Origin of the sequence: Limnohabitans sp. 15K (assembly GCF_002778285.1) — a bacterium.
Classification (GTDB): Bacteria; Pseudomonadota; Gammaproteobacteria; order Burkholderiales; family Burkholderiaceae_C; genus Limnohabitans_A.
In genome coordinates this window covers 1,122,688-1,140,238 of the sequence record NZ_NESM01000001.1, presented here as the reverse complement: position 1 = coordinate 1,140,238, position 17,551 = coordinate 1,122,688, and the positions used below count along the sequence as shown (strand labels likewise).

At 49.2% G+C, this 17,551-nt stretch carries 20 protein-coding genes; 9 read left to right on the top strand and 11 right to left on the bottom strand.

What is annotated here, in order from left to right; genetic code table 11:
• The first annotated feature begins 51 nt into the window (after positions 1-51).
• The 4 genes from glmS (at position 52) to B9Z40_RS17065 (ending at position 4,036) form a co-directional block, all read left to right on the top strand.
• A complete protein-coding gene (gene glmS, locus B9Z40_RS05405) occupies positions 52-1,914 on the top strand; it encodes a glutamine--fructose-6-phosphate transaminase (isomerizing) (protein WP_100172227.1) in 1,863 nt (620 codons plus the stop codon).
• 41 nt (positions 1,915-1,955) lie between these two features.
• Positions 1,956-2,228 (top strand): hypothetical protein, encoded by a 273-nt coding sequence (locus B9Z40_RS05400; RefSeq protein ID WP_100172226.1) that lies wholly within the window; start codon positions 1,956-1,958, stop codon positions 2,226-2,228.
• A 119-nt stretch (positions 2,229-2,347) separates the two neighbouring features.
• Positions 2,348-3,403, top strand: coding sequence for a hypothetical protein (locus B9Z40_RS05395; protein WP_143473931.1), 1,056 nt, complete (start codon positions 2,348-2,350; stop codon positions 3,401-3,403).
• Between the two features lie 12 nt (positions 3,404-3,415).
• Entirely contained in the window at positions 3,416-4,036 is a 621-nt protein-coding gene (locus B9Z40_RS17065; RefSeq protein WP_143473930.1) for a hypothetical protein, read from the top strand.
• A gap of 461 nt (positions 4,037-4,497) precedes the next feature.
• Here the strand turns inward: B9Z40_RS17065 and B9Z40_RS05385 are convergent, their stop codons facing one another.
• Positions 4,498-4,893, bottom strand: coding sequence for a hypothetical protein (locus B9Z40_RS05385; RefSeq protein WP_100172223.1), 396 nt, complete (start codon positions 4,891-4,893; stop codon positions 4,498-4,500).
• Positions 4,894-4,953: 60 nt separating this feature from the next.
• Between B9Z40_RS05385 and B9Z40_RS17060 the strand changes: the two genes are divergently transcribed.
• Entirely contained in the window at positions 4,954-5,364 is a 411-nt protein-coding gene (locus B9Z40_RS17060; protein ID WP_143473929.1) for a hypothetical protein, read from the top strand.
• A gap of 11 nt (positions 5,365-5,375) precedes the next feature.
• Here the strand turns inward: B9Z40_RS17060 and B9Z40_RS05375 are convergent, their stop codons facing one another.
• The 5 genes from B9Z40_RS05375 to B9Z40_RS05360 form a co-directional block, all read right to left on the bottom strand.
• On the bottom strand, positions 5,376-5,726 hold the full coding sequence (locus B9Z40_RS05375) for a hypothetical protein (protein WP_100172221.1): 351 nt from the start codon (positions 5,724-5,726) through the stop codon (positions 5,376-5,378).
• Between the two features lie 112 nt (positions 5,727-5,838).
• Positions 5,839-6,285 carry a DUF6641 family protein gene (locus B9Z40_RS05370; protein WP_100172220.1) on the bottom strand — a complete coding sequence of 149 codons (447 nt, stop codon included), beginning with the start codon at positions 6,283-6,285 and terminating at the stop codon, positions 5,839-5,841.
• A gap of 281 nt (positions 6,286-6,566) precedes the next feature.
• Positions 6,567-6,866 carry a hypothetical protein gene (locus B9Z40_RS17055; protein WP_233204794.1) on the bottom strand — a complete coding sequence of 100 codons (300 nt, stop codon included), beginning with the start codon at positions 6,864-6,866 and terminating at the stop codon, positions 6,567-6,569.
• 199 nt (positions 6,867-7,065) lie between these two features.
• A complete protein-coding gene (locus B9Z40_RS05365) occupies positions 7,066-7,425 on the bottom strand; it encodes a DUF6876 family protein (RefSeq protein ID WP_100172219.1) in 360 nt (119 codons plus the stop codon).
• 74 nt (positions 7,426-7,499) lie between these two features.
• Complete coding sequence (locus B9Z40_RS05360) at positions 7,500-8,342, bottom strand: S9 family peptidase (RefSeq protein WP_143473927.1); 843 nt, start codon at positions 8,340-8,342, stop codon at positions 7,500-7,502.
• A gap of 413 nt (positions 8,343-8,755) precedes the next feature.
• On the opposite strand from B9Z40_RS05360, the gene B9Z40_RS05355 reads away from it, so the two are divergent.
• On the top strand, positions 8,756-9,358 hold the full coding sequence (locus B9Z40_RS05355; protein ID WP_100172217.1) for a site-specific integrase: 603 nt from the start codon (positions 8,756-8,758) through the stop codon (positions 9,356-9,358).
• Between the two features lie 50 nt (positions 9,359-9,408).
• On the opposite strand, the gene B9Z40_RS05350 is transcribed toward B9Z40_RS05355, so the two are convergent.
• The 4 genes from B9Z40_RS05350 to B9Z40_RS05335 form a co-directional block, all read right to left on the bottom strand.
• Positions 9,409-9,603 carry a hypothetical protein gene (locus tag B9Z40_RS05350; RefSeq protein ID WP_100172216.1) on the bottom strand — a complete coding sequence of 65 codons (195 nt, stop codon included), beginning with the start codon at positions 9,601-9,603 and terminating at the stop codon, positions 9,409-9,411.
• Between the two features lie 80 nt (positions 9,604-9,683).
• Positions 9,684-10,043: a hypothetical protein gene (locus B9Z40_RS05345; RefSeq protein WP_100172215.1), complete on the bottom strand. Its 360-nt coding sequence runs from the start codon at positions 10,041-10,043 to the stop codon at positions 9,684-9,686.
• Positions 10,033-10,704, bottom strand: coding sequence for an AAA family ATPase (locus B9Z40_RS05340; protein WP_158238055.1), 672 nt, complete (start codon positions 10,702-10,704; stop codon positions 10,033-10,035). The genes B9Z40_RS05345 and B9Z40_RS05340 overlap by 11 nt, the downstream gene beginning before the upstream one ends.
• A gap of 57 nt (positions 10,705-10,761) precedes the next feature.
• Positions 10,762-11,577 carry a hypothetical protein gene (locus tag B9Z40_RS05335; RefSeq protein WP_143473926.1) on the bottom strand — a complete coding sequence of 272 codons (816 nt, stop codon included), beginning with the start codon at positions 11,575-11,577 and terminating at the stop codon, positions 10,762-10,764.
• Positions 11,578-11,700: 123 nt separating this feature from the next.
• On the opposite strand from B9Z40_RS05335, the gene B9Z40_RS05330 reads away from it, so the two are divergent.
• The 3 genes from B9Z40_RS05330 (at position 11,701) to B9Z40_RS05320 (ending at position 16,014) form a co-directional block, all read left to right on the top strand.
• Positions 11,701-12,603 (top strand): hypothetical protein, encoded by a 903-nt coding sequence (locus B9Z40_RS05330; protein ID WP_143473925.1) that lies wholly within the window; start codon positions 11,701-11,703, stop codon positions 12,601-12,603.
• A gap of 189 nt (positions 12,604-12,792) precedes the next feature.
• Positions 12,793-14,412, top strand: coding sequence for a recombinase family protein (locus B9Z40_RS05325; protein ID WP_233204793.1), 1,620 nt, complete (start codon positions 12,793-12,795; stop codon positions 14,410-14,412).
• 243 nt (positions 14,413-14,655) lie between these two features.
• Entirely contained in the window at positions 14,656-16,014 is a 1,359-nt protein-coding gene (locus B9Z40_RS05320; protein WP_100172210.1) for a collagen-like protein, read from the top strand.
• Between the two features lie 17 nt (positions 16,015-16,031).
• On the opposite strand, the gene B9Z40_RS05315 is transcribed toward B9Z40_RS05320, so the two are convergent.
• The gene (locus B9Z40_RS05315; protein ID WP_100172209.1) at positions 16,032-17,516 is read right to left on the bottom strand and encodes an amidase; all 1,485 of its coding nucleotides are present in this window, start codon (positions 17,514-17,516) and stop codon (positions 16,032-16,034) included.
• Positions 17,517-17,551: the final 35 nt, after the last annotated feature.

Genomic DNA, 17,551 nt, shown 5'->3' with positions numbered 1-17,551 from the left:
TATTGAGCGTGCCTACCATCGAACCCATCCCCTCTCTTTTGGAGTCCCTCCATGTGTGGCATCGTCGGCGCAGTTTCTTCCCGCAACATCGTTCCCATCCTCGTTCAGGGCCTCCAACGGCTTGAGTACCGGGGCTATGACTCCTGCGGTGTGGCCGTGCACGCGGCCAGCCTGAGCGGCGGCACGGGGGGCTTGCAACGCGCCCGCAGCACCTCGCGCGTGGCCGAGCTGATGGACCAGGTGAGCGCCGACCACATCGAAGGCGGCACGGGCATTGCCCACACCCGCTGGGCCACGCACGGCGCGCCTTCGGTGCACAACGCACACCCGCACTTCAGCCACGGCACAGGCGCGTCAGACGCCAAGCCGGGCAAGGTGGCCTTGGTGCACAACGGCATCATCGAAAACCACGAAGAACTGCGCGCCACCTTGCAAGCCAAGGGCTATGTGTTTTTGAGCCAAACCGACACCGAAGTCATCGCCCACTTGGTGGACAGCGTGTACGACGGCGATATTTTTGAAGCCGTCAAAACCGCCATCCGCCAGCTGCATGGCGCGTATGCCATTGCCGTGTTCCACAAAGATGAACCGCAGCGCGTGATCGGTGCGCGTGCGGGCTCGCCGCTTATCTTGGGCGTGGGCCAAGGCGAAACCTTCTTGGCCAGCGACGCGATGGCGCTGGCGGGCGTGACCGACCAGATCGTCTATCTGGAAGAGGGCGATGTGGTCGACATTCAACTGGGCAAATACTGGGTGGTGGACCGCGACCACAAGGCCGTGACCCGCGCCGTGAAAACCGTGCACGCCCACAGCGGCGCGGCCGAACTGGGCCCTTATCGCCACTACATGCAAAAGGAAATTTTCGAGCAGCCGCGTGCGATTGCCGACACGCTCGAAGGCGTGGAGGGCATCACGCCCGAGCTGTTTGGTGACGGCGCATATTCCACCTTCAAAGCGATTGACAACGTGCTGATCCTGGCCTGTGGCACCAGCTACTACAGCGGCTGCGTGGCCAAGTACTGGATCGAGGCGATCGCCAAAGTGCCCTGCCAGGTCGAGATCGCCAGCGAATACCGCTACCGCGAATCGGTGCCCAACCCCAACACACTGATCGTCACCATCACCCAAAGCGGCGAGACCGCCGACACCCTGGCCGCACTGCGCCACGCGCAGAGCCTCGGCATGACGCACACGCTCACCATCTGCAACGTGTCCACCAGCGCCATGGTGCGCGAATGCAAACACGCCTACGTGACCCGCGCCGGGGCCGAGATCGGCGTGGCCTCCACCAAGGCCTTCACCACCCAACTGGCCGGGCTGTTTTTGTTGACGCTGGCGCTGGCGCAGACCAAAGGGCGCCTCAGCGACGAAGAGGAAGCCGCGCACATCAAAGCCATGCGCCACCTGCCCGCCGCGCTGCAAGCCGTGCTGGCGCTGGAGCCGCAAATCATCAGCTGGGCCGAAGAATTCGCCAGCAAAGAAAATGCCTTGTTCTTGGGCAGGGGCACGCACTACCCCATCGCCCTCGAAGGCGCACTCAAGCTCAAAGAGATCACTTACATCCATGCCGAGGCCTACGCCGCAGGTGAGCTGAAACACGGCCCACTGGCGCTTGTGACCAGCGCCATGCCTGTTGTCACCGTGGCACCCAACGACCAGCTGCTCGAAAAGCTCAAGAGCAATATGCAGGAAGTCCGCGCCCGAGGCGGTGTGCTCTATGTGCTGGCCGATGGCGACACAAAAATTGAAAGCAGTGAAGGCGTCAACGTGATTCGCATGCCTGAACACTACGGCGTGCTCTCGCCCATCTTGCATGTCGTGCCCTTGCAATTGCTGAGTTATCACACGGCGTGTGCAAGGGGCACGGATGTGGATAAGCCTAGGAATTTGGCCAAGTCAGTCACCGTGGAATAGTTCAGCTAGTGAGTAATTTTGACGATCAGACAAGAGTGGTCATGGTCGTCAAACTGAAAAGCAAGGAAATCTACAAGAAACACTACTCAAACTGTCAGCAACGGCTGTTTGACAGAGTCTTTTTGTTACGTGAGCGTGAAGAACTGACGTTTGAGGCAATTGCAAGGCTTTTGACGAAGTCAGGTACACGCTCAGTCAACGGCTGCTTGCTGGGTGCTGAGCATGTGTTTTCTATCTACAAGAAAGGCAAGCTCAGGCAAGAAAGACTCACATTGAAGGTGGCACCAGAGTTGGTGGACTTGTGGTTTGAATGATGCCCAATTACAGTGACATCAGCGACCTGTTACGAGACGATCAGTTTGTCTTTCGCAAAGACAACTCAAAGAGTGATGTAGTTTCACGGCTAAGACTTATAAAGTCCAGAAAACGAGAAATGCACATATGGGACTTGGCAACCTATGCAGTAAATGATGTAATTCCAATAAGGGTTTGGAATGGTCTAAGCTCCATAGGTCAAAAAGGGAATATCGTGAAAATCAATAATAGAACTGTCAATTTCTTCGAGCTTCAAGTTAGTACAAATTCTCTTGATGAAAGAATACCAATTCCACCTCAAGTTAGTCTGTGGAAAATTGTTGAAAAAATAATTCCATATATAAAGTCTGGAATTGAAATACAGTGCGGAAAAACTCCGATCGAAGTAACTCAGGTGACGTCAGATAAAACTGCGCGGGAGCTTGTGCTATTACTTAATAAACCTGATCCTGATCGTTCAGATGTCGCTTATAGGAGAAGAGGCTCAAAGACAAGACGTCTTGGAAATAAAGCAGTTGATGAAGATATTGAAGTCTCAGCGCACGTGCTGATTAAATTCAATGAATCATCAATTTCTGGGAAAATGTTGATGACAACAGGGGCTGGCATTTATCCTCAAAAAATTGTATCTTTGTTAAATAATGTTTATAAACAGGTGAAAAAGTCGGGTGGTCTTGTTGGGTTTGATGAAATTCCTCTGCCAACAAATATTTTAGATGATGATGGTAAAAAGAAAAAATATAAAGTTAAACATGCTTTTTCATTCTCAGCATTGCCTAATGGGGCTCTAACTGAAATAATTAACAAAGGCAGAATTGTTGGTGTCGATTTAATTGATAAAGGGCATCAATCGTTTGATTCAACTGTGCCGGTGGAGATAGATAGAATGGAAATGCATGTTAATTTGAAAAGTGTTAAGCCTGATATACCCTACCTTAAAAAATTGCTAAAGACTGCATTTGATAATAGGAAGTTTGATGCGGATACTATACGGATTGAATATAAAGAACGAGATGTGGATGATGTGCAAATTAAGAAAAAATTATTTAATGCACATCGACTTGAAGATGCTTTTACGCGATCAGAAATTATTGAGTTAGACAATCCACATTTTGACCATCAAACTAAAATTTCCGAAGAAATTATTTTGAAGATGAAAGATTTAATAGATTGAATTGGAGTTGCTGTGTTTAAAGTGTTGCTTAGACCCTTTTCTTATTTGACTATAAGTCATCCAGATAGAGTGCATTTTTGGGTGAACTGGGGTTTTCCAATTGCAGTGGCTGTCGTGACAGGGGGCGCATGGCTTTTGCCTAGTTTGTTAGACTATCTTGGATATATTAAGCCCAATCCTACTGATATCTGGAGTGGTAGTGGGTTTATAAGCAAAATACAAAGTTTCGTTCAAAATCTTCCTGGATTTTATACGGCGGCTCTAGCGGCTGTCGCAACATTTGGTGGCAAAGAGATGCTTAGACCAATGTCAGGCAATCCTCCGAAAATGAGATTTCTTATTGAAGGGGCTTTAACTGATAAGTTGGAATTAAATCGTAGATTATTTTTGGCGGTAATGTTTGCCTATCTGACAATGCTTAGTTTTTTGTTGACAATTGGTGCGGCATTAGCGCTTACATTAGCGCCAGCCATCAAAGCTGCACTTATACCTGCTTTGATTCCCTGGTTTAGTGCTTTGGCAACATCTATTTATATTCTATTTTTTGTTCAACTTCTTACCGTTACTGCGTGGGGCTTATATTATCTTGGCGAGAAAATGCATTTGAGTGATGGAGCTGACGCTACAGGGTGAATTTTATTTCATAATTAATTTTTAGCAGCAGCGGAATTCCGTCTCTCTTTCGCGCTTTTAACTCCATCAGCCCTTTGTTAATACACGATTACTGATTGAGTCGTTTGGCTTTGTCAACGAGAGACTTTACTTACCGGTCGTAGGACTGAGCATCTTCTTGCCTAAGGTCCAAAAGACGAACGAAAGCCGGTCAGTATTTATTGTTTGCAAGAGACATGTTTGTCTAGCTTGAAAAACTTTTTGTCTTTTAATCTGAAAGCCATGAAGAGGCTTTTTGAAAGCATCGTTGCATGCTTGAGTCAGTACAAACAGTTGATTTATGCTCTATGACGATCAAGCGTGCAGTGATAGGACGCTGAACCAGTCAATCTGTCTCGGAACTACGAAAGCCAGTTTTGAGCGACTCTTTTGTGGGGTTGATGTCAGATGTAAGTGGAGTGGATTGATAGCTCTGTGCTGGATCAGACGCTGGAGCCAGCGCTAACTGATAGTGTTAGATGTGATGACCGGTAATTGCTGAGCACAACCTGCTCATATTCTGCCAGCTTATCTGTCAGTCGTTGAGATGCAACAACGAGACGAAAACGCTTATCTTTCTCGCTTCCAACAATTTCGCACCAGCCTCCGTCAACGAACTGATCCAACACGTAACGAACGCCACGTTCACTGTACTTGAGTGAGTTGAACAATTCCTTTAGCGTCATAGGCTGTTCAATTTGGCTGCTCTGAGCAATGAGCATGAACAGATCAAAAGCAATGCGACTCTGACTCAGAGGCAGATGCGCATCTTCCCACGTGCGAATGTGACGCACGCACTGGGAAAAGATGAAACGGCTCTGACAGACTTCTTGACTCATTGACTGTGATTGACAGCAATGAGCCTATTCCCACGATTGAAAAATTCCTACAGTTATTGCATGCAATTTTTGCAGACGATATTTTTGATAATTTCTTGTTGGACTGCAACAATTCACAAAAAACTCACCGTTGTAAAAATGAAAAGAAAATTACTGATTGCTATCGGGTTGGCAATATCAATGCCATCGATTGCATCATCTGTGTCGATATCAATCAACCAAAAATGGTCAAGTACATGGCGAGAATATGTGCAGTATGCTGATGTTCAATCAACAACAGATGAAATCGAAATTCACAATTTAGAACTTAATAGAGGTAATTGCGAATATTACAAACAAATAGCGTTGCCTAAAAAATTAAAATATGGTCAAACACTATCGTTCATGATTGGTACAAAAGGTCGGATTTGCAATGTTCTGGAGGCTAGTGTTACGACTAACAAAGGTGTGGAGAAATTTCGATTTAAATAAGCATGAAATTTTTACAAGACATTGGCTGATATATCTTGCGCCCGTTTGCGAGCCTTCTCTAGTGACTGCCGTGCCTTCGTCTCTTTCGCTTGTTGATTGAGTTGCTTGGCACGGTCAGTCAGTGACTTGACCTGCAACTCAGATGCCGTGAGCGTCTTCGTGCCCTCTGTCACTTCCTCATCCATAAGAGCTTGAACTGAAAAGACATTGCCCTCGCCATACAAGTGCATGAGCAACATTCGAGCTTGATTGGTGCCATCAGCGATGACGTGCGTTTTCGCCATGGTCGTGCCATTGCGCAAGACGACACGCACAGTGGCAACGTAGGTATTGAGATTGGTGGTGAATTCGTTGATCTTCATGCATGTATTTATGACTGCATGAAGTCTGGTGCCAGCGCTAGCTGGAAGATGTCCTTTCAAAGGACATGTGAGCGTCCCGTCACTGGACGCTCACGATCTGCCAGTGCCATGCTTACTTCGCAAAGCGCGCCTTCACCGAATCCGCTGCCTGTTCGATTTGAGCATCTAGCGATCCATCAAGCACAGCCTCTTGCAACTTCGACAGCACAGCGATCAGTTCATCGCAGTTCGCAACTTCCACGGCATTCTTACCCTTCGCTAGATCGATGACCTTGTTGCCATAGAAGATTTGAACGGCAACCTTCTTGGTGTCATTGTTCGTGAACCACCAAGCCTTGAGTCGCTTGCTGACCTCAACCACTGCAGTCAAACCAGTCACATCGTCACGCACATTCCGCATGCGCTTGACAGTGAATTTCTCGCCTTTGTTCATTGCCTGTGCCATAGCGATCTGAACCTTCAATTTTTCATTCAGTTTGTTCCGACGAAAGACAACAGGGTCAATCGAATTCACCCGCTTTGCGTTGACCAATTTCAGACTCGAAAGAATCGTACTCATTGAAATCTCCTTGTGTTGATGAGTGAGATTGAGCCTATTGCCGTGTCCGTTTCTTTCCTAGTCCGTGCCGTTTGGTTTCGTCAAGAAAATATTTGGTTATGGCTGGATTGGCATAAATAAAGATGACAAAACTGAATGACAAGCAAGCACCGCTTCAAAGTGTGCCGACAATCCGTTCTTATTGATGGTGTGACGGTAGATCGTGTGATGTTCAGCACACGCTTTGTGAGACTATCCCCGCAAGGACGCCTTAAATGACTGATGAATCATCGGAACATTTCTCACATCGAAACGGTAATCGGCTTGGTGACAAGCTGAACAAGAAGAGCAACTTGATCAAAGTCCGCCATAGCATCAAAAACACCTGAGAGATGCTTTAAAAATCGCTGTTGGTAACGGTAAGGAGCAGAGCCAAGAGCGGACGAAAAATGCCCATAAACATATTCACATTGAAACGCACGAATTGCCGTGTAGAGACAATGCTCATTGAGCATCCCTTGTGAATCCAACTGGTTGTCACGTGGCGACGGACAAAACGAAAGTAACCGCCCCTTCGCTTTAGAAGGGTGGTTATGGCTCAAGTACAGAGATGAATTCAGAAGTCCAAAAGACCACTTCATGTGATCTGAATATTTCCCATCAAATCAATCCGAACTGAAGTGCTGAGCGATACGAATGAGCGAAGCGAAATGAGTGGCGAAAGCACTTAGTGAACCGAAGGTTCGCTGTCAGTGACAGGACATGTGAATCATGTCAATAGAAATGACATGGTCTGGGATTTCAGTATTCACGTGGAAGCATGATCATCCAGTGATCCCCATCAAAGCAGCAATACAGCTTCACTTCGGGCAATGGGAAATCTGTGAATTCAATGGATTGCTTGGCGAAGACATTTACGTTTCCATCACCGAGTGTGAGCACGGCACCATTGCCCACAACACTTAGCTTGGCAACTGCGAAGTGGTCATCGATCTTCCCAATTAGATGTGATGCCACAGCAATCATCAGCCAATAGCACTTCGCATGTTCAGCGAGGTACATGGTGCCATCAGTCAACAAATGGCGTGTGGTCAATCGGTACAGCTTTTCTGTGCCAGTGAATTGCGCCAGTTCAAATTCGAGGTGTGGGTTCGTGTTCATGAATTGAACTTTGAACCCACGCCCATTTCATTCCTAGCCTTGATGTGACTCCGTTGTATGAGGAAGACGGAAAATCATTCGTTGATGAATTTGAGCAAATCCTCTTTCACTTTTGCAGTGACTTCAGGATTTGCTTGATTGGTGTTGTTGCAGCCCTTACCTTTGCAAGCACCTTTTTCGAAAAAGGTGGCGGTCTTCTGGTCCCACCCATGAGTCGCTTTGTACACGTTCACAGAAGATAGAGAACGTTGGGTTGCATCTGGAATTACGTCAATGAAGTTCTGACAAGTTTTCGGATCTTTGTCATCGTAATTGTCTTCCGACCCAGCAAAGAATTTCAATGGAACCTGCGTCCATTTGTCATACATGTCGACGGGATAAAACTTATTTTGCAACGAGCCCAGTTCTTTCTTGGCACCTCGTTCGAGAAGCCAGCAGACCGCATACAGTGGGGCAATCTTGTTGTACTTCAATTTGCCATCAGTGAATTTTTGACTTGCCCATTCTGTGCCTGCATAAGCAGCAATCCAGCTGCCAAAAGACAACCCCATCAATGAAATCTTGTCTTTGTTAACGCCAGGTTGAGCTGCCAAATAAGTCAACCCGCCCATAGCTTGCGACAGGTGCTCAGCGCTGTTTTTCATCTGTGAGCGCATGTTGAACATGCGAGGTTCAAGTGTCGTATATCCATTGGCAGAGAACATCTCTGCGTATTGACTGGTCGTTCCTTCTGACCATCCACCAGCATGATGAAGAATCACGATTGCTTTGTTATTGGATGCACCTGTTGGCTTTCGCAGAGTTGCTTCAACGGATTGAACTTTTCCTTCGTGATTTGTGTACTCATAGTTCACGACTTCTTGTGCATTGGTGGCTGTAATCAGACACGATGCGAGCAACAGTAGGTATTTTTTCACTTTGTCTCCAAATTAAACGGTTATCAATTCTAGAGCAGTATCGATCGATTGAGAGAGTTGAAATTGAACTTGATTAGTAGCTAAAAATGCGGTACCAGCGCTAGCAGTCAACAAGCATGAGCTGGTTAGCTAGCGCAGTGGCACGCGGGAAGTCATGCTTACGCACACGAACGCATCAGATCCAAGTACAAGCGAATATTTCTGATCCGTCGACACAAAGCATGTGTGGGCGCGTCAGACGCTCAGATCCACGACACGTCAGAAAACCAAAACAAATTCATATTTCATTTGGTCCTGTCGTAAGTGCTTGAAATCATTGACGTTCCAATATTTCGCCAAAAGGCTTGTCCGACCGAATCAAAGGGAAGAGACTAAATACACGTTAATCATTTGATATGTAAGGAAAGTCTGAAATGTCCCAAGCAAAAGTTCTCTCAGAAAAAGAGGTTCGCAAAGTCCTGCTGTACATCGCAAGTCGCAAACACAGCACGCGCAATCGCGCCATGTTCGTCGTGCTCAATGCAACAGGAATGCGCGTGGGCGAACTTGCTGCACTGCGTCTGTGTGACGTGCTCACCCCGACTGGTGAGATCGTTGAAGAAATTCGACTGTCGGCAGATCAGACGAAGGGATCACGGGGCAGGACCGTTATCTTGTCTGCGAAAGCGCAGGAAGAAATTAAGAATTACTTGCAGACCCGCTTCAAGTTGAAAGACTTGAAGGCTGTGACCATGACGGACACTACCCGTGCATTGTTCACGACACAGAAAAACCCCAATCGCGGGTTCACAGCGTCAACATTAGCACAGCATTTTCATTACTTGTACAAGGGCGCTGGTATCACTGGCGGCTCATCCCACAGCTCCAGAAGAACTTTTATCACAAAGCTCAGTGAGATGGGCGTATCGGTTCGCGTGTTGATGGATTTGGCAGGACACCGCAGCATGGCAGTCACCCAGAAATACATTGAGAGCAATCCCAAGCTTATGCGTTCGGCAGTGGAATTACTGGCGTGATCGTCCTGCTAAAGGACAACAAAAAAGCCAGCTCAAGGCTGGCAATTAGTTTATTTTTCTTCGTAAATTCGGCATGATGATTCACCAGTTTCATATAAATGAAACTCCCAGTCCTCGAAAATCTCGTTATCAAGAATATGGTTGGCATACTCCGCTGCGGATTCGCGATCAGATAAATACACTTCTTTAATATAAACAAGTTCCGCTCTGACTTTTACTTGAAAACGAAATTTTTTCTGTTCCATAATTTTACCTCAAAGTTGAATTGACTGGCATTCCTGCACAAGGCTGGATTTTTATCAGGCTGATGTGTTGCTAACATTGGCTAAATCATTGCTAAAGCATCTGTCGCAATTTTTAGTTTTTCAATCGGAATTCGGTGATTATTCAGAAATTGATTCTGACAATACAACTTCAATTCTTCATCAATGCGGAGCAGGCGACTTAGTTCAATTGATGAGGTTGGATTGATCTCATCTACATCAAGGAACAGGGCAAGATCAATAATGCAAAGGCAAGTGCTTGCTGCAAAATCATTTTCGGATTTCGGTGAGAAAAGCGTGCAATACTCTAATATGAGTGACTTCATACTCCAATACTCACGCGAAATGTATTCTTGATCACAGTAAAGACAGACATCTAATTTGCTTCTAATCAGATCGAAGCGTTCGTCTTCAGAGCACATTAGAGCCTCCTGTTTGAATTGACTGGATTGCAACTTCGACAGCGGCACTACAGATGTCACGGGCAGACCCGTTGCACGCCCCGATCACTGGAATCAATGACGCATCAGGCGGTAAAGGTGCACCGCAAGCTGTAATCACTCGCTTGACCAATGGCAGCCAGTCATGCGGTTTCGCTGCCATCATGTGAATCACGTGACTGCGGTTCACGACCCCCTTGTCCACAGCCGTGATGTCGTTTGTGGTCATGATGAAAATACCGTGCAGTCCCGTCATGATTGCCTTGAGTGATGCTTGGGCAGCTACGGTCATGTTGTCCACCTCATCCAAGATGGAATAGTGAAGACCGCTGCCATTCAGACTGACGTACTGAGTCGCTGTCTGAATTTGACTTACCAATGTCACGCCATTCATGCCCTGCGCACATTGATAAAAATCGGAGTGAGCATTGCACCCGCCGCGCGCTTTCTCCATCAAATCGGGGATCAGTTTCCCCAGCGTTGTCTTTCCGGTTCCGTACGGTCCGTGAAGGATGATTCCGCATTTTCCAAAAGCGGGAAATGGGATCACTTTGTTGACGATCTTCGTCAACATGTCCTTTGAAAGGACATCAGAAATCACAATCTCATCAAGAGATATGGGCAAAAATTCTTTGTCGTTCATCATTTGAATTCCTTTACTGGTTAGTGAGTGCGGGAAAGGTCCCGCACTCGATTTCGTTCAGGCGGCAAGTTCCGTCTGTGCATCGTTGGCGGCTGATACCGCGTTCGCAATTAATTGGGCTTTTTCAGCCTCGGCGGCTTGCGCTTTTTGTTGCTCTTGAAGCCCGACCAAGACTTCTTTGTTGGCGGAGAAATACCCCGCCAGTGCTGCATTGACTGCGGTTGCGCTTCGGACTACACAGTGAACGCTGTAAGTACCATCGCTGTTTAGAGTCATAACTGCGACAGCGGTCTCTGCTTCATGTTCCTTGTTGAACTGCTTGAAAATTGCATCACTGCTCAGCGTAGCAATTGACTGATTCATCAGTGAGGCACGAGCAGCATTTGCTTTGTCTTTTGCAGACATGCCACCGGGCTTTCGCATGGAGATTTCCTGCACGCCGCCGCAATCGGCAATATTTTTTGCAACATCGCTCACTGCCCATTTATCGGCAATTGCAGCAAGCAGGACGGTGTGATACGTCGACAGGCGGCGACGGTCACGATCACCGAACACACAGCGGATGACTTTCAAGGAAAGTGGCGAGCTTTCTTTGAAAACATACCCTTTCGTCTTGATGAAGTTTTCCAGCCCTTGCTTCTTCAATTTGATGTCTGTACCGCTTGTCAAATCGAGGTACAGGTTGAGACACTCTGCAATCACGCCATAAAGAGCTTGATTGGAGCGGTTGTACTCAGTGGTCTCCCACGCTTCGCGGCGAATCGCCAGATCGCTGATGCGTCGCATCATCGTGGTGCTGATGCTTGCGCCGGTGGACTGAGTTGGAATTGCTGCGGAATTTTTAGCAGCGGCTGCGACGTTCTTTTTGCTCATAGGTATCTCCTTTAGTTGAGCGGTATCAACATCAAACTTGGGCTGAATTGCTTTCGTCTTGTCGATGTATGAACTGTATTTCGCTATCAAATAAAATTATCAATATGAATTAAACTGATAACCGTGAACGAAAAAAATACACTCTTTTTTAAGGGCATAAGTGGCTTTACAGCCCGTAGCCATTTCGAAATACTTGAGCGGGCGGCTGTAAGTCCCTACCGATGGTGGTTTGAGGCTTTGCGCTGTAGCAAGGATTACTGGTGGGTGTGCAAGCAGAAGGGAAAGACGCTTGATCCAGATCTAAAACAGGTCTGGCAGGCTTTTGGTGATGTCCTTTCAAAGGACTTCGCTGGATGGTGGATCGACACTGGATTCGCACTATTTCAAGAGCAGATGACACCGCCGAAGATAGAACGTGTGGATGAGATGTCGTTGCATGAGCATCTTCGGAATTCAGAACGCATGTTGCTAAGCATTCCGACGAACATTTCGGAGAAGACGCTAAAACGTCAGTTCTTAGAGCTCATTCGTGAAATTGAGGATCGCAAGATCAGGAAAGGCGATGCTCAGTTCCGATTGCTGAAGGTCAAGGGCATCCGAATGAAAGTTCTTGAATCGGCTGTTCGTGTCTGGCACATGCGATCAATGCTTGACTATGAAATGACACATCCATCAACTGGTGATAAGCCAATCAAGATGGACCTGTATGACATCGGTGCGGAACTTGGGATTTCGCCTCTGCATAAGAGGCGTGCAGGCGAGCCACTGAAAGACAGAATTCTCAAGGAGAGGGTTATGCGTGTTGCTGTCATTCGTATGACTAATCGAGCCGAAGCATTGATTGCTAATGCCGAAATTGGTCAGTTCCCGTCTTATGAGGCTGTCAAATCACGCAAGCGATGGACAAATGAACAAAAGAAGGCGATGGACAAAGCAGTCGATGAAGGGAAATGGAGTCCTCCTGGCATCAGCGAAATCAACTGGAACAGATTGCGTCAGCGGTATGTGCGTGGAGCGATCTGGTGATTCAAGCGTCCCGTTACTAGACGCTTGATTAATTCAAAATTGGCATATTTTGCTGGTGTTTTCCAATGACGTGTAGGAATTTGATGTCAAAGGGAATATGCTTAGTTTTTAGGCAAAATAAAGAATATTGAGAGACATTCCGTGACAGGCGCAACATCAGCAGATAACACGCTCCACATCTACACCCGTGTGTCTACAACCGCACAGGCTGAGCAGGGCACATCACTTGAATCACAGCGGGACCTAGGGGTCAAGAAAGCTAAAGAGCTTGGATTTGACTTCAAGGTTTGGAACGAAGGTGGTCGCAGCTCCCATCATGAAAACATCGCTGATCGTCCTGAACTGAATGCGCTCTATGTGGCGATGAAGGCAGGGCAGGTCAAGCATCTGTGGGTTTATGACCAGTCTCGCTTGTCACGCAACGACCAAGTCGCTTCTGTCTTTCGGTATGAGTGCAACAAGCAGGGTGTCACGCTGTACACCAAGGATGGGCAGTTTGATCTGTCATCCCCGCAAGACAAGTTTTTGAAGCAATTGCTGGATGCTGTTGCTGAGTTTGACAACGTCACACGAGCTGAGCGAACACGGCTTGGCAAGATGAACCGTGTTCGTTCTGGCAGCTGGCACGGCGGACCTCCACCATTCGGCTACAAGCTCGAAAACAGAAAACTTGTTGTGGTCGATGAAGAAGCCAAGTGGGTCAAGCGTATCTTTCAAGAGATTGTGAAAGGTGGCGCCGCAACGTACATCAAACAAGTCTTGGATTCCAATGGTGTCAGCCCACGCCGCAAGAAAGGCTTGTGGACGATTGGATCAATCAATGCGCTATTGAAAAATACGCACTACTCTGGGCATTACATCTATACAGACAGCAAGTCTGGACAGACGATTGAAGTTCAATGCCCAAGCATCATTGACCAGATCACTTGGAATGCGGCTCAGCACAAGCGTACTAGCGAGGTGCTGAGGCAGTCTCAGAAAAACGCAACGTCAAAACACTTCTATCTTTTGCGTGATTTGATGTTCTGTGGGCATTGTGGTCGACCCATCAGTGGTCGGATCATCAAGTCCCGCGCTGAGTCTTCTTACTACTGTCCCAACAAAGAGCGTGAATGGGTTGAGAAGGGTGGATCAGAATCCCCGTGGAAGCGTGGCATGGGCTGTGGGTTTGCACGTGCCATGAACATTCCCCAGACTGATAAGTTGGTCTGGGAGCTGGTCACATCACTTCATGCGAAGTCGAGCACACTGAAGGAAGAAGTCAAAAATCGGGTGCTCAAAGAGAACGGTATCAAGATCCGCACTGATGCTGAGATCAAAGCGCTTCAAGCCAAAATTCGCAAACTCCAGAAAGATCATTCGAAGATGAATGAAACACTCGGCAATCTTGAGGCGAACAAATTGCTTGGTGCTGTCAGTGATCTCAGCTTTGCTGTCACGCTGGTTCGTATTCGTGAAGCACTAGGTAACATCGAAGCCGAGCTTGCTAATTCACGGCTTGAATTGGCTGGCACAGACGAATCACGGAAGTGGGTGAACTGGGTGAAAGAGTTTGGCGACGAAGTAGAGACGCTGGACGTTTTGACTGATGAGCAGAAGAAGGAGTACATCGGCGGTTTGGTAAAGCGGATCGATGTACGCTATGAAAGCGATAATCGAGAGCACGAATTAACGCTGACAATGCATCTGCCCATCGTCAATGACGGCATCAAAGTTGTACGAGATGGGCAGCAAGCTCGGGAATACGAAGTGACTCCAGGAACAGACACCGTCTCTCTGGTCTGCAAAAAAAAAGACGGTCGAGGATAGAAATTTATGAACACAAAAATTACTCACTACCTGAACCAGTCCGTCACTGTTGAGTAAGTAACGGGCCTGCTAAAGGCGGTCAACAGTTCAAGCCGCCTGAACCCGTCGCGCGTCTGGGACCGGTGTCGAGTCGTGCTGCTTGTTCTGAGCGATTCGGTTCGTTGGTTCACAGACGCCATCGACTTGAGTGATCAAAATGAATTGTCGAAATTTTTTGACAAGAACTCGCTTTGATCACTGCAAATGACGATACGTAATATTCAACGGGTAACTGTGCTTTTTCTGGTTTCCATCCTCACGGCTTGTGGGGGAGTTGCATCCAATGATTTGTCAGCACAATCCATCAAACTCGCCATTCAAAATGAAGCACCCTTGAGCGCTTGCGCCAGCGGAGGTGTTACGGTCAATTCGGGGGTGGATGCCAACCACGACCTCGTTTTGCAAAATACAGAGATCACGGGCACACAATACATATGCAATGGAACGAACGGCATACCCGGTTTAACTGGCTTCAATGGCTTAGCAGGCACAAGCGGTTTGAGTGCACTTGTTGTTGTCGCTGGTGAATTGCCTGGGATAAATTGTTCTACTGGCGGAACTCAAGTGAGTGCAGGGTTCGACTCGAATCAAGACAAAACACTCAATGCATCGGAGGTCACATCCTCAAATTACATATGCAACGGCAACAACGGGAACAACGGTTCCAGCGGCAATTCGGGCTTGAATGGAACGGCTGGACTCAACGGGACAAATGGTGCCACTGGCGCTACAGGAGCAAGCGGGTTAGCCGGTGCGACCGGTGCAACTGGTAATAATGGCGCAGCGGGTGCGACTGGCGCTGCTGGGGCTAACGGTTCAGCAGGTGCTACTGGTGCCACCGGCAATAACGGCGCAGCAGGTTCAACTGGCGCTTCTGGAGCTGCTGGCTCTAACGGCGCAACTGGGGCAAATGGTTTGAAGTCCTTGGTGACCATTGCTACCGAGTTGCCTGGCATTCATTGTTTGACCGGAGGGGTCGTCGCCAAGTCTGGCGTTGACAGCAATTCCAACAATTCACTGGACGCCTTGGAAGTCACTTCTACAACCTACATCTGCAACGGTGAAACAGGTGCAACGGGTGCAGCAGGTGCAGCGGGAGGGACAGGTGCACAGGGCGCAACGGGCGCTACCGGTGCCACCGGACCAGCAGGTGGTGGACTGTCGGCTTACGGTTACATCTATGCACTGATTCGACAAGATGTGGCCATTGATGCGGCCGTGTTGTTTGATGGTCAAAGTGGCTTGGTGAACATCGAAAACAAAGCGGGCTCTTCAGATATAAGCATTTTGGAAAATGGGAATTATCTTGTCAGTTTTTCAGTGTCCGGAACTCAGTCCAATCAGTTTGCCATCTTCGTCAATGGGAGAGTGGTTCCCGGATCCATTTATGGGTCTGGAGCCGGTACACAACAAAACAATGGACAAGTCATTGTGAGGTTGGAAAAAGGCGACACGGTCACCTTGGTCAATTACCATTCCGCCGCTGCAGTGGGCCTGCAAAGTCTCAGCGGAGGAACAGAAGAAAATGTGGTTGCATCGGTCACTCTTCTCAAACTCAACTGATTTGTCAGACAAGGCCTTCACTGAGGTGTGACCTGAGCCACATGCACCCCTGGCCTAAGCCCCTCGTTCCACTTTCCACCCAGCGCCCGTTCAATCTGCGCCGCCAGTTGCAGCAGCAGCCCATCGTTGGCTTGGCGTGCTTGGGCGTGAATGCCCAAAGGCAGGCCGTTTTCTTGCTTGGCCATGGGCAGTGAAATGCCAGGGATGCCGCACAGGTTAGACAGCGGGGTGTAGGCGAAGTTTTGCCAGAGGTTCTCAAACCAGCCGTAAACAGAAGGGTTGCTGCTGATCGTCAGGTATTCGGTCGTGCCCAGCTTGGGCGTGGGCAGCGCAGTGATGGGCGTGAGGATGATGTCCCATTGCTCAAAGAATTCGCCAAAGCCGCGTGAGGTGGTGTTGAACACGGCCTGCATGCGGGCGCGTTCGGCGTAGCTGGTTTTGAGGCCTTCTTCCCAGATCTTGATGTTGATCGGCTCCACCAAATCAGCAGGCGGGCGCTCTAGCCCCATGGGCTTGATCAGGTTGGTGATGGTCTGCGCAAAGTTGCTGATGTAGCAGGTGGTCTGCGCGGCAAACGCGGCTTCCAGGTCCACTTGGGGCAGGGCCCATTCAACGTGGTGGCCCAGACTCTCCAAAAAGCGCCCGGCCTTTTCGAGCTCGGCCACAAAGTGCGGCACGGCCCGGTAGTGGCCCCACTCGTGCGACAAGGCGATGCGCAAGCGCCCCGGGTCGCGTTGAATGAGCTGGCTGTAGGGCTCGGCGGGCGACCAATAGGGCATGAACTCGCCCGGTGCGCCGCCACGGCAATGGTCCACAAACGCGGCGGTGTCGCGCACGGTTCGGCTCTGACACCCCTGCGTCGACACAAAGCCGGTGATGTCGGAAGCGCCAGGTGCGATCGAGAACACGCCACGCGAGGCCTTCAGGCCAATGTTGCCGTTGAAGCCTGCCGGGATTCGGATCGAGCCACCGCCATCGGTGGCGTGCGACAGGGGCAGCACGCCTGCCGCCAGCGCCGCCGCCGTGCCCGCCGACGAGCCGCAGGTGGTGTATTCCAAATTCCAGGGGTTGCGCGTCACGTACACGGCCGGGTTTTCTGCCGAGCTGCACACGCCAAACTCGGGTGTGGTGGTGCGGCCGATCACGTTGAGCCCGGCGTGTTTGATGCGGCTCGCCAGGTAGCTGTCAGCGGTGGCGCGGTTGCCACGCATCAAGAGCGAGCCCATTTCCTGCAAGCGGCCCTTCAGCGTCGGGCCCAGGTCTTTCATCAGGTAGGGCACGCCCGCAAAGGGGCCGCCCGGGTTCATGCCGTCGCGGGTGGGGTCGGTCAGCAGGTCGTCAAACACTTCGACCACGGCGCTGAGCGTCGGGTTGACTTTGGCAATGCCGGCTGCCGCCTGCTGGGCCAGCTCAGTGGGTGTCACATCGCCAAGGCGCACCCGCTCGGCCAGCCCGACCGCATCGTGCTTGGCCCATTCTTCCCAACCCATGACGAGTGACATACCGGTCTGCCTTTGTGTTTGCTGCAATGTGAATA